This is a genomic window from Marisediminitalea alba (assembly GCF_002993365.1).
Taxonomy (GTDB): Bacteria; Pseudomonadota; Gammaproteobacteria; order Enterobacterales; family Alteromonadaceae; genus Alteromonas; species Alteromonas alba.
The window spans coordinates 24830-36990 of the sequence record NZ_PVNP01000118.1; the positions used below are offsets into that span (position 1 = coordinate 24830).

The following is a 12161-nucleotide window of genomic DNA, read 5'->3' on the forward strand; positions in this document are numbered from 1 at the left end:
GTTGATGTGCGACAGTTAATTTTTACCTATCTGATAGCTGCGTTGGTAGTCAGTGTTTTACTGAGTCTGTGGCTCCCATTTTTATGGTGGTTGATAGTGCTCACCGGCGGTTTACTCGGTGTGGCTTTGTACGATGCCCGTCAGCACAAACATTCCTTGTTGGTTAATTTTCCTCTGATTGGCCGGATGCGCTGGATAATCGAAGATTTCCGACCGTTCTTTCAACAGTACCTTCTGGAAACGGAAACCAGTGGCCGGCCAATCAGCCGGATGTTTCGCTCTATTGTGTATCAGCGCGCCAAAGGAAGTATGGACAGCGTGCCTTTTGGCACTCAAATAGACACCTACAAGTCGGGCTATGAATGGATTGGTCATTCGCTGTCTGCATTAAGCGTAGACGAGCTCGACGATGATCCCCGGGTTGTCATTGGCGGGCCGGATTGTAAACAACCCTATGCAGCCAGCATTCTCAATATTTCAGCCATGAGCTTTGGCGCCCTGAGTAAAAACGCCGTATTGGCGTTAAATAAAGGCGCTGCGCTGGGCGGGTTCTACCAAAATACCGGCGAGGGTGGGCTTACGCCTTACCACCTTGAAAACGGCGGCGACATTGTGTGGCAGATAGGCACGGGCTATTTTGGCTGTCGCACCAAGGATGGCCATTTTAATGAATTGCAGTTTGCGGAAAAAGCCAAACTGCCAGCGGTAAAAATGATTGAAATAAAACTCTCGCAAGGGGCGAAACCCGGCCATGGGGGCATTTTGCCAGCCCATAAGAACAGCCAGGAAATTGCCGATATTCGCGGTGTCACTGCTGGCGAAGACGTTATATCACCGCCTACCCATAGTGCTTTTAATACGCCGCTGGAAATGCTTGAGTTTATTCAGAAACTACGTGAGTTATCCGGTGGTAAGCCCATCGGCTTTAAACTGGCATTAGGGAGAAAAAGTGAGTTTCTGGCAATTTGTAAAGCCATGAAGCAAACCGGGATTACACCCGATTTTATAACCGTGGATGGCGGTGAGGGCGGCACGGGAGCGGCACCGCTGGAATACTCTAACTCCATAGGTTTTCCACTCAGAGAAGCGTTGGCATTTGTTGATGATGCCCTGGTAGGGTTTGAGCTCAGAGAGCGGATAAAAATTATTGCCTCAGGCAAAATCATCACTGCTTTTCAGATTGTGAAAAACCTCTCCTTAGGCGCCGATTTGTGCAACAGTGCCCGGGGGATGATGTTTGCGATTGGCTGTGTGCAATCTTTGTCTTGTAATACCAATACCTGCCCAACCGGTGTCGCCACGCAAGATCCAAAATTATATAAAGGGCTGAATGTTAATCACAAAAGTAGCCGGGTTGCGATGTTCCATAAGAAAACCATCCTTGCCATGGTGGATATTTTGTCGTCTACCGGTCACAGCAGCACTGAACATTTAAATCGTACGCATATTTTCCGCCGGGTCGACCAGCACACCGTATTACGCTACGACGAAATCTTTCCGTTAATTCACCCGGGCAGCTTTATGGATGAAGACGATGCACCCAAGGCCTATCAGTTACATTTAAAGGAGGCCTGCGCCTCAACCTTTAAGCCGGCGAATACTCTGGCTGAGGTGAATCATGAAACCCAGTCGGTTTAGCGATGATGTTTAAAAACGGTTTTATCGATAACTTAATATATTGATAAACATCAAATAGTCATCGCGCAGATGTACTACACTAAAGTAAACAAAACAGCCAAACAAGGAGGCTGACAATGAGTGGTTATAATAGCGTTTTAGTTGCAATTGATGTCTTTGCTAACGAGCACAGTAAGGTGGTGGAAAAGGCCCTTGAGCTGGCTGGCTCACCGGGCAAGATAAACCTGATATATGTTGCCTATCCGCAAACTAATTTTGAGCCCTATGGCTTGTTCTTAGAGCGGGACTTTTCAGAAGAGGTGCGCGAGCAGGCGCTCAAGAAATTGCAGGGTATTGCTGACGGACACAGTATCCCGAGAACTCATCTGCACGTAGCGATTGGTTCGGCTGCCGAAGAGATCCATGAGATGGCCAAAAAGCTCAGTGCCGATTTAATCGTTATGGGCACGCATGGCCAAAGCGGTGTGCAGTTATTGCTCGGCTCTACAGCCAATTCAGTGCTGCACGGCATCGAGTGTGATTTGCTGGCCGTTAAGGTATAAACAGGGGGCGCACAGCCTGTAGTGCTGTGTGCCCATTAATTAGTTGTTTTCTGTAACCGCCGATTGGCCGGCGTCTTCTTGTTCTGCGTAACGGCCTGCCATTACCGATTCTGCGCCTTCCTGCTGTAAATTGAGCGCGGTAATAGGGAACGGAATAACAATATTCTCTTCATTAAACCGCTTGTGCAGTGCTTTGATAAACGTCGACTTCACAAAGAAGCGATTAAAGTACTCTTTGGTTCTTAGCATTACGGTAAAGTTAATGCTGGAATTATCAAAGGTGTGGTACACCACAAAGGGATCGTAAGATTCTACCCCCCATTCGTGCTCGAGCAGTATCTGGTTGGCCACTTCAAGCGTAATTTTTTCAACAAATTCCAAATCAGAATTATAGTGAACGCCGACTTCCACTGGTACCGATAGCTCTTTTTCCGGATAGTAGTAATTGATGATTTTCGACTGCGATACTTTGCCGTTGGGAACGATAACGATATTGTTTGGCAGCATTTTTATCCAGGTTGAACGCCAGCCGATTTTATCGACAAAACCCTGTTCGCCACTTTCCAATTCAATAAAGTCGCCGATGCGAAAAGGCTTATCGATGAGGATCTGAACGCCGGAGAAGAAGTTCTCCAGGGTCGGTTGTAGTGCTAATGCAACGGCTAACGATGTGAGCCCTAATGAGGCGATTAATGGGGTAACAGATATGCCAAGAGAACCCAGCACAAGTAGTATGCATAACCCGATTAACAGGGCTCTGATGGCGCCACTGGCAATGCTGCGGGTGTTATTAAGCAGCGGCGAACGTGAAGCGTAGACCTTAATCGCATAAGTAACCCAGCGCTCGACAAATAAAATGAGCGTAATGATGACCATAGCCTGAATACTTTGGCCGAGGATCTCGGTATCTTCTTTTGCTAATGCGCCGGTGATGGTTAAGCCGTAACGAACCAGCCATAGCAGAATGGTTAATATTGTCAGGTTGAGCGGTGCATTGAGGGCAAGAATGAGCACCTGGTAAAAATGATTGTGTTCGTTATCCCGTTGCCGCATCTGAGCGCGCAAACGCACCAGAAAAAGGCGTTTTGCAATATATAAAATCACTATAATGGCAAGGCAACCACCAGCAACCATGCTTTGCTTTGTTGTCAAAACATCAATGAATTCCATGACTTAAGATTCCCTTAATCTAAATAGGCGACACTATAGAAAATGAACCAAATCAATATCCTGCAATCTACACACCATACATTCATAGTGGTGACCGAAGATTGTGGTATAAATAGGCCCGGCGTAATGCGCAGAGCAGTTATGGAGCAGTAATGTTTGTTACAAAAGTTACCGGCATTAAACGGTTATATTATGCAACCTGGTATTCAATCAAAGGGCTGAAAGCCGCATTTTTAAGCGAACCCGCGGTTCGTCAGGAACTGGCCTTGCTGTTAATTGGCGTTACGTTGAGCTTTTGGCTGGATGTGACCGTGTTAGAACGGGTGCTAATGGTGAGTAGCCTGCTACTAATCATTATCGTAGAACTGCTCAACAGTGCCATAGAAGCTGTGGTAGACAGAATAGGCCCGGAAATTCATGAGCTCAGCGGTAAGGCCAAAGATATTGGCTCGGCGGCCGTTTTTGTGGCAATCATGCTGGCTCTGTTTTGCTGGGCCACTATTTTGTATCCGTTAATTCTCGATCTTTTTTAAACGGCGCAGATCTTTAAACCAATAGGCGCCGCCCGCCGTCACAGCCATAGCACAGGCGCCACCAAGCAGAGTCGCTCCAACCGGCCCCATGGCCGCCGCAACGGCGCCAGCGCGAAAGTCACCAAGCTGATTAGAAGAAGCGATGAATATAGAATTGGCCGCACTCACTCGGCCACGGAATGCATCCGGGGTATTTAATTGCACTACAGCACCACGGATGACCACACTGATCATGTCTGAAGCGCCATATATAAACAGCGCGCAAGCCGCAAGCCACAGCGTTTCAGAAAGCGCAAAAGTAATAATAGACAGGGCAAATACGCTAAGCGAAACAAACAGGGTTGTACCGGTGTTTTCGAACTCTGTTTTGAAGCGGGATAAATAAATACCCATTAATACCGCGCCCGCCGCGGGCATAGCTCGCAGGAACCCCAGCCCCTCAGGCCCTACATTTAAGATGTCTGCTGCATATACTGGTAGCAGAGCTACGACACTACCTGACAACACAATCAGCAAATCCAGGCTCAGGCTACCCAGTACAATTTGATTTTGCCAGACATAGCGCAGGCCGCCGAGTAAATCCCGTTTACCTTTACCGGTATTGGCTGCCCCCATGGTTGGAATCTGATAAAAGCAGGTTAGGGTGGCAATAGCCGCGGCGACTAATAGCCAGTAGATGTTACGATCTAACAGTGCAATCAAAATACCGGCCACAAACGGGCCTACGGTAAGTGCAATATTCCACACCGTACTGGTGATAGCCACGGCCTGATTTAAATGGTGTGGCGGGACCAGATTTGGTAACGTTGCCTGGAGTGCCGGCGACATAAAAGCTTTACCACACCCGTGCAGACTGATTAGCGCCAACAGGAACCACTTGTTAAAGTCCGGCGTCATCATTAACAGCGCAAAACCGCTAAGCACCGCCAGCTGCATGGTGGCACCAGCAAGCAAAATTTTACTGCGGGAGATGTGGTCTACGGCCCAGCCTGTAATAGGAAATAATAAATATACCGGCACAATCTGGAACAAGCCTACCAACGCTAAATCGAAAGGATCGCCGGTGCGTTCGTACAAATGCCAGGCAAATGCCACTGCCATAATAGACTCGATAGCACTAAAAATACCTCGTCCGAACAAAAACCAGACAAAGCGGGAGGTAAATACTGAAGATTGCGTCATTATTGAAATTACAGTTGGGAGCAGGGCGTGAGAGCCTTCTTAACAATAGCCCTATGCTACCAGATCGCTACGGCTCTGTGGTGTAAGTTTGGTCCGGCCAAACAGATTTTCGGTTAAAATGGATATAGCAATAACTAAAAAGGCGCAACCTAAACGATGTTAGGCTGCGAAACCGGCCGGGAACAGCCAATGAAACCTTTAATACATCTTGTAAGGCAGGAATTTACCTGACATTACAACGTGAACTCTGTCGCCTTTGGGATCTTCCTCGCGCTGCAAGTCCATGGAGAAGTCGATAGCACTCATGATGCCGTCACCAAACTCTTCGTGAATAAGCTCTTTGAGGGTAGTGCCATAAACATTTACCAGTTCGTACCAGCGGTAAATTAACGGGTCAGTCGGAACTTCTGTAGGTAAAGAGCCTTTATAAGGGGCAATCTGCAGCCAGGCGACGGCTTCATCTCTGAGTCCGAGCAGCGCTCCTACACCTTCAGCCTGCTCTTTGGTCATGGCCATCTGACCTAAACACGCCGCGGTACTCCATTCTTTTGACTGACCTATAACTTCAGCAATTTCAGACCACTTAATTCCCTTGGTAATTTTGGCGGACTGGATCATTGCGGTGACCTGGGTACGATCGGTAATCATGATGTTAGCTTCCTGTATTGGGTTAAACGATAGTAAGTTTTGGGCACAAAAAAACGCCCATGCCATTACCAGCAAGCTGGTACAGCATAAGCGTCTTTGCTCAAACACATAGACCGTGTTTATGAATCAATTTGTTCACCAGATGGAAGCATTATCGATGCCATATTAATAATTATATATTAATCAATGAGATAAATAATTAGAGTAACACTTAAAACCGCACACATGACCTAAACTGGCGCATAATACCTACCGATAAGCACCACCTTAGCGCGTGAAACTCCACGACACATGCAAAAGTAAATCCGAGAGGAAGAGGCTTGTCTCTTTACTTTTTCCAGCGCTTTCCACGTCTCCAGATTAGCTTCAAAATAATGTTCACTATCGCCAAAGTTCCCCCATGGTTGCGGACTGTGGATGTTCATCATACCGATGTAGTCGAGATCGCTACCACTTGTTCAGCATCTTCATCCTTTACCATCCAGGTACCCGTGCCAATTTTGAGGAACCTTGCCTATAGGGTCTGCCCTGGGTATAAAAGCTGCTGCTTAGCCGTGTTTTAAGGTGCAACGCAGCAAATAACCGCTATGCAGTATGCTTGTCGTGTCTTTGATAATTGTTGTCGCTTCAGCGATAACACTTCATTGAGTTGTGTCATTAAGGTAGTGATACAGGCGGGATTTGTCTGTGAGGTGTACCAGGGTGAAGTCAACCTTATGTTTTAAACTATTAAGCCCCATAAAAGTGAATAAAAGGGCTGCTTGGTACTTACAATTATAATGAGGAATTTATTATGAGTCGAAATACAGGTATCGCGATGGCGGCAGGAGGTGCAGCAGTTGGCGCCGCGATGGGTAACGCTATTGGAAACTCTATAAGAATGCGCAGTTTTCGTAAGAAAATGGTCGATGAACTGCTCAGTGATTTTGGCGCCTTAGTAGCCACCGAAACCGTGGTATATTGGGTGAAAAATGATGGTTCAACGGACTTTGCTTACCGGGAATATGCTGACAAACAGGTACAAAACCGCATCTATCAGGACGTAATGGCGTGTTACGGGGAAAAGGCCGCTGACTTTGTGGACTATCGAATTCATAAATCCAGAGAAAAGGGTGTAGCGCTTAATTTTAGTCAGGGGCTCAAGGACTTTCTTGACGCCGAAGGGATTGAGCATAACCATCAAATTGACATTGAAGGCTACGCTAATCGGCTGACGTCGATTAAACCGAAGAATCCTTCTATCAGAAGCTTGTTGCTGGTACTGGGTAACCAGCCCTCATTCCTTCGCAGCGTGGGTATTGTTATTACTCTTATTACCTGGGTACTGGTGCTGTCGGTGATTGCCAGAATGGGGCTCGATATGTCATCGTTAGCCATTTCATTCTGCGTAGCTACGCTGGTTGTTATTCTTGGTGGCAGAAAACTAATCGCTGCTTTTGTTAATCAGAAAATAAACCGTCAGTTTGAAGAACTAAACGAAGAATACGAAGAACTGGAAAAGCGTTTTTACGAAGACGCCAACGCGATTTCTTGAGCGCCTTGCTCTGGTGCCATTTTTTCAGTTTACCACGCAATTACTGGCCTTATGTGTGATAAGGCCAGCTACTTTTCTTACTATTCACATTTGCTTTAGGTATTGATACCAGTCAATTTCTAATTGGGTGGACCTGTCATTTTTCAACGCAGCCTGCAGACGCTCAGCGCCATCATAGCGGTTAAAAAGCTCACTTAATGTGGTGAGGTGCGCTTCATAACTCGCCGACATTTTCTTTCTAACCGAGGGATTTTCTATTATCGCTATAGCAGCGAAAATCAAAGCAGGCTGGCGGCGGGTTTCAACGTTAAATAGTGATAAAAATTCAAACAGGCTTCTTTGTTCGGCTGTGCCGCACGCTAACTGACGTTCACGGTAATTGTTGGCAAAATGCCATGCTTTTAACTTTTCCAGGCTTAACAAGCTTTCGCAATGATTCGCCCGACTGTGGATTTCCTGCAACGCAAAAAATACCTGGGAACTGGCTGGTGCCGGTTCATTGTTCAGATACTCAAGCCACTTATCGAGCGGCTTATCCAGCAACGGTGCAACCCCAATAGCCCTGGCATGAAAATACTGGCGTTTATGGGGGACATCGGATACCAGGTTATTCTGGAAAATCACATCTTTTGGCCTGAATATATTCATGATCAAACTGCCAGATACTGCGGTAATAATTAAAAATTTCGGTGAGTTCGGCTGCAGTGGCAGGGCGGTTAGATGCTTCCAGCTCGTACATAATTGACGGTGGGTTAGATTTAATATCTTTAGGAAAGAGTAGGTTCAGTGCCAGCCAGGCAATAGCTACAGACAGCAAAATTCCTAAGCCAAGACCAAATTTAACTTTTGCGCCGTCGTGCTGATCGGTGAGTAAGGTGAATTTATCTTTAATGATAACGTGCATGACTGGCTGCCTCCCTGATGCCTGGCATGTTCTTATTAGTTAAGGTGAGCCTGAACCACTAGATCTCTCATGTTACGTTAGGATATTTTAACTATTTACTTTACGCAAATGTCTTTGATAACTAAACAATTGAGGTCGCTGAATAGTCGTTTTGTGCTTTGCTTATGTTTGCAGTAACAAATATACGAAGCAGATTGTTTATCCTTATTACCAGTGAAGGTGCGTATACACGAAAGTGGACCCTGGGACAGGGTTTAAACCACATTGTTAACAGAGTAACCTGGCGGCCAATTTGCAAATAACGCAAAGTGGTTCCTTTATAAAATAATTTCATCTCGTAGCGATACTCATACTATGGCTGATAATTTTACATTCTCTTGACAGGGATATTGTCTTTCGGGAGATTTCACTAACGGTAAATCAGCAGGAATAATGAGATGAAGTTTAAACAAAAGGTGTTAGGTGTAGCGCTGGCATCCGTATGGTTGACAGGATGCACAGGAACAACTAGTTCAGATAACCTCCAGGTTGCTAAAACCTGTCCATTACCGTCTACATTTCAATGGGAAGCCAGTTCGGCACTCGTATCTCCAAACGAAGGGATATTCGGTATTAAAGATCCTTCTGTAGTTTATTATGAAGATACGTACCATATTTGGGCCACGATAAACGATGGTAACTGGAAATCGGTGTACTTCAGCTTTGCCGACTGGCAAAACGCGTCGAAGGCTGTTCAACAACCTATGAATGGCACTAAAGTGGGCAACACGGTTGCGCCGCAGGTGTTTTATTACCGCCCGCATAACAAGTGGTATAACTTTACGCAATGGGGGCGGGGCTATTCAACAACCACTGATATAACGGATGTAAACAGCTGGACCGCCAGAAAAGATTTTCTGCAAGACGGGCCTCCTATTGAGCAAGGCAAGCCAGAGCTTGATTACTGGGTAATTTGTGATGATGTGAATTGTCATTTATTCTTTTCCCGAGACGATGGCGTGCTCTATAAATCCAAAACGTCCAGAGAAAACTTTCCAAACTTTGTGGGCTACGAGGTGGTAATGGAAGACCATCGCGGTAACGGCAACAGTTTCTTATTTGAAGCGGCCAATGTATACAAAGTGGACGGCACCGACCAGTACCTGTTATTGGTGGAAGCCTATAACAGTGAAGGTGGTGCATATGGACCCAGGTACTTCCGTTCCTGGACGGCCTCAGATTTGGATGGGCCATGGTCGCCACTGGCTGATACCGAACAAAACCCCTTTGCCGGAAATGCTAACGTAGACTGGGTTGAAGGAAAGTGGGCAGACGGGATCAGTCACGGTGAAATGGTCCGTTCGGGCTACGATGAATACCTCACCATTGATCCGTGTAACCTGCAGTTCGTGTTCCAGGGTGATTCCGGACCATCGCTGAATGGTGGTTACGGTGGTGAGCCTTACAAACTAGGCGTATTAACGCTTAAATAGAATATGCTTCTTGCTTGTTATGAACACTAGGGAGATGCAGAGCAGGGCTAGAAAGCATTAGTATATCTGCTGTTTAATTTGAACCTTGTTAAAAGGTGGGTAAAGTTACGGTTTTTGACCTTCGAAGTAATAAAACAGGACTCTCAGTGGAGTCCCGTTTTAAACCGGATGGTAATTTCGTTAAGCAATAAGGTTAAGCGGCAGTTTTACGTCTACGTACACCAGCCAGGCTAAGTAAACCTAAGCCGAAAATTGCTAATACAGAAGGTGCAGACACATCATTTGTAGTAGTTGAACCATTAACGCTGAATGGCAACTCAACGGTAAGTTGGTTACCGCTGTCGGTAACAGTGTTAAACAAACCCGTTGTAGATTGTTGCGCATTGCCAGTACGAGCATCTGAAACCACAGGTATCCATGGTCCTGAGAAAGAATCACTACCTGTGAGGCTCCAACGTAACCAGTAATCACCAGCGCCTAAAAATAGATCGTCAATATCTGCGTTAGCAAGGTAAATTCCGCGGTTGGTATCTGAAGTAGTAGACGATGTTACTCTGTAACCCTGTAAACCACCATTGGTCACTAAACTGGTATCCGAAGCGATTACCGTACCGGTATTTATATCTCCTGACACAATGCTCCAGTTTACACTTTCAAAGGTGAACGAGGATGCACCGGTTTGGTAACCAAAGAAATCCAGATCAGTGATGGTCCAGCTTTCACCAACTGCAATAGAAAAATCATCGGCAACGGCATTAGCGCTGTTCGTTTGCGCACCAAATCCAAGTACATTTGCTGTTGGTGCAAGAATAGATAAACCGCTTCCATCAACAACTGGGCCGTTGCTGTACAAAAGGGCTGCCTGGCTTACTAGTGGGGTGGTGCTGAGCATTAGCGTTAAGATCAACTGCTTCATGAAATACTTCCTTTACTAATTATGATTACTGGTGACTAAACCTAATAGGTATGGTCTGGCTACTAATTGTTGAAGCATAAAGCGAGCCATTAATATACTCATTTAAAAACAAAGACCTAAGTCTCACTGTTCAATAATTATACATATAATGTAAAAATATCTGACAATCTTTTTAATAACTTAGTTTAATGTTGCGCAAGCAGCCCTTTATTGATAGACACAGGAAGTGAATCAAGACACTACCCATCTGTTAACTGTTGAAAAATAGGGCCTCAAACAGATTCGGCCCTGAACCTTTTCAATGATTAAGCAAAGTCGAGCAAATCTGTACCAAAGAAATTATCGATGATACAGCGCCATTCACCATTTGACTGGCGCTGCATCACATAAAGTGCGCGTTTTCCTTCACACGGTGTTGCCAACGGCGTAGCTTTAGGTACCAGGTACAATTTGCTTATAACCAGTGCAATATCACCAGCCTCAATAACGATCTCATCACCAGTGGTCACCAGATGAGACGGCATATACTTTTTCTGAAAAGCCTGTAGTGCAGTAATGCTATCGTGTTGTTGCTGACCCAATGGCTGCGCAACGATTTTTGCATTATCGCTGTAACAATTTGAAATAGTATGCAGATCTCCGTTATTCACAGCTTGATGTAAACGGCTAAGTAACTCAGTGATTGATTGTTTCATGGTTATAGTCTCTTTAACGTTAGGTGATGCCGCAAAGACTGATAAACGGCTGAACCACCGTATAGGTCACTAGATTACGACATGATGAGCTAACCCATTGATAATAGGTAATAACCTAGATGGAAACATTGCGCATCTGCTTCAAAGTTGCATTAAACCTGCTTTTACCTACTGGGTTAAATTCGTAAATACCCATAAAGTTAATATGGGCCCAAGCAATGACTGAGCCTGTTGAAATTGACTCTATTACTTTTGCGCGTTGTTCTTCAGAATCGAGTGTTAAGCAGTAGTCAGAGAGGAAAAGGTAGTTCCATAGAATTATCATATTGCGCAGTAAAGTATTGCTAGCCATCACCAACTGAACTTCATCGTGCAAACCAACCTGAAGCTTGCCATTTCTGCCGAAAAGTACTTTATCAGCAAGTTTTTGCCCCAGCTCAACTCTATTGAGCTGCTTTTGAATATTTTGTCTTAATTCTTCATCGTCTACATAATTGAGAATAAAGTGGGTTTTTAGCAACCTACCGAATTCTTTAAATGCCTTATACAAAGTATTATCACGCTCACTGCTGGATAGCATTTTGAGCATCTGAGATGAACTACAGCGTTTTAATTTCATGGCTATGTTCGGATTAACTGTTGTTGAATCGAAAAGAGCCTGTTTTCGTTAAGGTTTTCTGGATTATCCATAAACCTGAACCAACCCAGGTAGTGTTCCAAGTATTTTGTGGCTACTCCGTGAAACCGTTTTATCCACGCTTTCAGACGGCTGTGATAGGCGTTAACATTTTGAATGTGAAAGACTTTATCTATCACCTTAATTCCTCCTGCCACATCTAAGCGCTTGTGTATTAAATCATTTTTCTCAGAAAGAGCTATGTAGGGCTTATAGCCATCACTACACAACACACTGTCTTTCTCTAATTT

Annotated in this window: 14 protein-coding genes; 5 read left to right on the top strand and 9 right to left on the bottom strand. The window is 45.2% G+C overall.

The features are described 5' to 3' along the window. Window positions 1–6: 6 nt before the first annotated feature. Both C6Y40_RS11745 and C6Y40_RS11750 read left to right on the top strand, forming a co-directional pair. Window positions 7–1638 carry an FMN-binding glutamate synthase family protein gene (locus C6Y40_RS11745; RefSeq protein ID WP_105934758.1) on the top strand — a complete coding sequence of 544 codons (1632 nt, stop codon included), beginning with the start codon at window positions 7–9 and terminating at the stop codon, window positions 1636–1638. Window positions 1639–1754: 116 nt separating this feature from the next. Further along, window positions 1755–2180, top strand: a complete 426-nt coding sequence (locus tag C6Y40_RS11750) for a universal stress protein (protein ID WP_105934759.1) — start codon at window positions 1755–1757, stop codon at window positions 2178–2180. 39 nt (window positions 2181–2219) lie between these two features. Here C6Y40_RS11750 and C6Y40_RS11755 read toward each other — a convergent pair whose 3' ends face one another. Continuing rightward, on the bottom strand, window positions 2220–3350 hold the full coding sequence (locus C6Y40_RS11755) for a mechanosensitive ion channel family protein (RefSeq protein ID WP_105934760.1): 1131 nt from the start codon (window positions 3348–3350) through the stop codon (window positions 2220–2222). A 152-nt stretch (window positions 3351–3502) separates the two neighbouring features. On the opposite strand from C6Y40_RS11755, the gene C6Y40_RS11760 reads away from it, so the two are divergent. After that, window positions 3503–3883: a diacylglycerol kinase gene (locus C6Y40_RS11760; protein ID WP_105934761.1), complete on the top strand. Its 381-nt coding sequence runs from the start codon at window positions 3503–3505 to the stop codon at window positions 3881–3883. Here the strand turns inward: C6Y40_RS11760 and C6Y40_RS11765 are convergent. Then, window positions 3863–5065 carry an MFS transporter gene (locus C6Y40_RS11765; RefSeq protein ID WP_105934762.1) on the bottom strand — a complete coding sequence of 401 codons (1203 nt, stop codon included), beginning with the start codon at window positions 5063–5065 and terminating at the stop codon, window positions 3863–3865. The two genes, C6Y40_RS11760 and C6Y40_RS11765, sit on opposite strands and share 21 nt — an antisense overlap. 198 nt (window positions 5066–5263) lie before the next feature. Then, on the bottom strand, window positions 5264–5713 hold the full coding sequence (gene cynS, locus C6Y40_RS11770; protein ID WP_105934763.1) for a cyanase: 450 nt from the start codon (window positions 5711–5713) through the stop codon (window positions 5264–5266). Between the two features lie 793 nt (window positions 5714–6506). Here cynS and C6Y40_RS11775 point away from each other — a divergent pair. Further along, the gene (locus C6Y40_RS11775; RefSeq protein ID WP_146129556.1) at window positions 6507–7247 is read left to right on the top strand and encodes a hypothetical protein; all 741 of its coding nucleotides are present in this window, start codon (window positions 6507–6509) and stop codon (window positions 7245–7247) included. An 84-nt stretch (window positions 7248–7331) separates the two neighbouring features. Here the strand turns inward: C6Y40_RS11775 and C6Y40_RS11780 are convergent, their stop codons facing one another. Both C6Y40_RS11780 and C6Y40_RS11785 read right to left on the bottom strand, forming a co-directional pair. Further along, complete coding sequence (locus tag C6Y40_RS11780; RefSeq protein WP_146129557.1) at window positions 7332–7895, bottom strand: hypothetical protein; 564 nt, start codon at window positions 7893–7895, stop codon at window positions 7332–7334. Further along, window positions 7855–8151: a hypothetical protein gene (locus C6Y40_RS11785; protein ID WP_105934766.1), complete on the bottom strand. Its 297-nt coding sequence runs from the start codon at window positions 8149–8151 to the stop codon at window positions 7855–7857. Before C6Y40_RS11785 ends, C6Y40_RS11780 begins: the two co-directional genes overlap by 41 nt. Before the next feature lie 437 nt (window positions 8152–8588). On the opposite strand from C6Y40_RS11785, the gene C6Y40_RS11790 reads away from it, so the two are divergent. After that, a complete protein-coding gene (locus C6Y40_RS11790; protein ID WP_105934767.1) occupies window positions 8589–9623 on the top strand; it encodes a glycoside hydrolase family 62 protein in 1035 nt (344 codons plus the stop codon). Window positions 9624–9816: 193 nt separating this feature from the next. Here C6Y40_RS11790 and C6Y40_RS11795 read toward each other — a convergent pair whose 3' ends face one another. The 4 genes from C6Y40_RS11795 to C6Y40_RS11810 form a co-directional block, all read right to left on the bottom strand. Continuing rightward, on the bottom strand, window positions 9817–10539 hold the full coding sequence (locus C6Y40_RS11795) for a PEP-CTERM sorting domain-containing protein (protein ID WP_105934768.1): 723 nt from the start codon (window positions 10537–10539) through the stop codon (window positions 9817–9819). Window positions 10540–10844: 305 nt separating this feature from the next. After that, on the bottom strand, window positions 10845–11234 hold the full coding sequence (locus tag C6Y40_RS11800; RefSeq protein WP_105934769.1) for a YybH family protein: 390 nt from the start codon (window positions 11232–11234) through the stop codon (window positions 10845–10847). Between the two features lie 115 nt (window positions 11235–11349). Then, a complete protein-coding gene (locus tag C6Y40_RS11805) occupies window positions 11350–11853 on the bottom strand; it encodes a Tn3 family transposase (protein ID WP_105934770.1) in 504 nt (167 codons plus the stop codon). A 2-nt stretch (window positions 11854–11855) separates the two neighbouring features. Further along, window positions 11856–12161 (bottom strand): IS1595 family transposase (locus C6Y40_RS11810; RefSeq protein WP_146129497.1); only part of this gene is annotated, 306 nt, incomplete at its 5' end.

What these genes read in the sequence shown, in the direction of transcription:
- C6Y40_RS11775 (WP_146129556.1), top strand. Translation starts at nt 6,507, where the DNA reads ATGAGTCGAAATACAGGTATCGCGATGGCGGCAGGAGGTGCAGCAGTT.
- C6Y40_RS11765 (WP_105934762.1), bottom strand. Translation starts at nt 5,065, where the DNA reads ATGACGCAATCTTCAGTATTTACCTCCCGCTTTGTCTGGTTTTTGTTC.
- C6Y40_RS11750 (WP_105934759.1), top strand. Translation starts at nt 1,755, where the DNA reads ATGAGTGGTTATAATAGCGTTTTAGTTGCAATTGATGTCTTTGCTAAC.
- C6Y40_RS11785 (WP_105934766.1), bottom strand. Translation starts at nt 8,151, where the DNA reads ATGCACGTTATCATTAAAGATAAATTCACCTTACTCACCGATCAGCAC.
- C6Y40_RS11790 (WP_105934767.1), top strand. Translation starts at nt 8,589, where the DNA reads ATGAAGTTTAAACAAAAGGTGTTAGGTGTAGCGCTGGCATCCGTATGG.
- cynS (WP_105934763.1), bottom strand. Translation starts at nt 5,713, where the DNA reads ATGATTACCGATCGTACCCAGGTCACCGCAATGATCCAGTCCGCCAAA.
- C6Y40_RS11795 (WP_105934768.1), bottom strand. Translation starts at nt 10,539, where the DNA reads ATGAAGCAGTTGATCTTAACGCTAATGCTCAGCACCACCCCACTAGTA.
- C6Y40_RS11800 (WP_105934769.1), bottom strand. Translation starts at nt 11,234, where the DNA reads ATGAAACAATCAATCACTGAGTTACTTAGCCGTTTACATCAAGCTGTG.
- C6Y40_RS11755 (WP_105934760.1), bottom strand. Translation starts at nt 3,350, where the DNA reads ATGGAATTCATTGATGTTTTGACAACAAAGCAAAGCATGGTTGCTGGT.
- C6Y40_RS11760 (WP_105934761.1), top strand. Translation starts at nt 3,503, where the DNA reads ATGTTTGTTACAAAAGTTACCGGCATTAAACGGTTATATTATGCAACC.
- C6Y40_RS11780 (WP_146129557.1), bottom strand. Translation starts at nt 7,895, where the DNA reads ATGAATATATTCAGGCCAAAAGATGTGATTTTCCAGAATAACCTGGTA.
- C6Y40_RS11805 (WP_105934770.1), bottom strand. Translation starts at nt 11,853, where the DNA reads ATGAAATTAAAACGCTGTAGTTCATCTCAGATGCTCAAAATGCTATCC.